Below are 1939 nucleotides of genomic sequence, written 5' to 3' on the forward strand. Positions count from 1 at the left end.
TTCGGTACCGTGCCGTTCACCGATTTTGCAAGGCTCATCGATGGAGCAGCAGGGATAATGGTTACTGTAGGATCGTCAGGGGTTCCTGTTGAAGGATCATCAGAATCCTTGTCCACACCATTCCCTTTAGGGTCTTTGCCCGTAGCCTTAGCCTGGTTGGTCACACTTCCCCCGTCAATATCCGATTGGGTCATTGTATGCACAGCAGTTAAGGTAACAGAAGCGCCCGGTGCAAGACTCGCTACAGGAGAACCTGTAACCACTGCATTGGCATCGCTTACTGCAATGTCGTTTAAGGTAACATTACCGGTATTGGTAACGATTAAGTTGTATTTAAGCTCAGCACCCAAAGTATTCGGTACCGTGCCGTTCACCGATTTTGCAAGACTCATCGATGGAGCAGCCGGAATAATGGTTACCGTAGGGTCGTCAGGGGTTCCTGTTGAAGGATCATCAGAATCCTTGTCCACACCGTTACCTTTAGGGTCTTTGCCCGTAGCCTTAGCCTGGTTGGTCACGCTACCACCGTCGAGATCCGACTGGGTCATCGTATGCACAGCAGTCAAGGTAACAGAAGCGCCCGGTGCAAGGCTTGCTACAGGAGAACCTGTAACCACAGCATTGGCATCGCTCACTGCGATATTGCTTAAGGTAACATTACCGGTATTGGTAACGACTAAGTTGTATTTAAGTTCAGCACCAACTGTATTCGGTACTGTGCCGTTCACCGATTTTGCAAGGCTCATCGATGGAGTGTATACGATTGGTGTAACCGTACAGCTTGGACATGCAGGCGTTGGCGGCGTAACCGGATAGTTCGGATCAGTTGGCGACAATGGTGTCGGATCCACCGAAGTGGTTGTGATATTGTTATTTTTAGGGTCTTTTCCGGTAACGGTAGCCACGTTGAACACACCTCCGTTATCAATTTCCGCCTGTGTTAAGGTATGAAAACCAGTGAAAGTACTATTGTCTGAAGCACCTACCGCTAAACTTGCGATCGGACCGCCAGAAATCGTAGCATTTGCATCGGTAACCGTCACATCTGTTAAGGTTACGTTGCCTGTATTGGTCACCACGAAAGTGTAGTTGATACGGTCACCTGCATCTACCTTACCGTTCGTGTTGAAGTCGTTGTAAGAACCGTCCTTCGCCAGGGTCATTGCGCCTGTGTGTACAATCGGTGTAACTGTACAGCTTGGACATGCAGGTGTTGGCGGTGTAACCGGATAGTTCGGATCGGTAGGTGACAATGGTGTCGGATCCACTGAAGTGGTCGTAACCGGTCTGTCCTTCGGATCTTTTCCGGTAGCGGTAGCCACGTTGAACACACCTCCGTTATCAATTTCCGCCTGGGTAAGCGTATGGAAACCGGTGAAAGTGCTGTTGTCTGAGGCACCTACCGCTAAACTTGCGATCGGGCCGCCAGAAATTGTAGCGTTTGCATCGGTAACCGTCACATTTGTCAAGGTTACGTTGCCTGTATTGGTCACCACGAAAGTGTAGTTGATCCGGTCGCCCGCGTCTACCTTGCCGTTCGTGTTGAAGTCGTTGTAAGAACCGTCTTTCGCCAGGGTAATTGCGCCTGTGTGTACAATCGGTGTAACCGTACAGCTTGGGCATGCAGGCGTTGGCGGTGTAACCGGATAGTTCGGATCGGTAGGCGACAATGGCGTCGGATCTACCGAAGTGGTTGTGATATTGTTATTTTTAGGGTCTTTTCCGGTAGCCGTAGCCACGTTGAACACACCTCCGTTATCAATTTCCGCCTGTGTTAAGATATGGAAACCGGTAAAGGTTGAGTTATCAGATGCACCTACCGCTAAACTTGCGATCGGGCCACCAGAAATCGTAGCGTTTACATCGGTAACCGTCACATTTGTCAAGGTTACGTTACCTGTATTGGTCACCACGAAAGTATAGTTGATCCGGTCGCCCG

At 49.9% G+C, this 1939-nt stretch carries 1 protein-coding gene; it reads right to left on the reverse strand.

Going from position 1 to position 1939, the window contains the following annotated elements:
• On the reverse strand, nt 1-1939 hold a 1939-nt coding region (locus LQ201_RS25600; RefSeq protein WP_230146721.1), incomplete at both ends, for a hypothetical protein.

Source organism: Pedobacter sp. Bi126 (genome assembly GCF_918698245.1).
Lineage (GTDB): Bacteria > Bacteroidota > Bacteroidia > Sphingobacteriales > Sphingobacteriaceae > Pedobacter.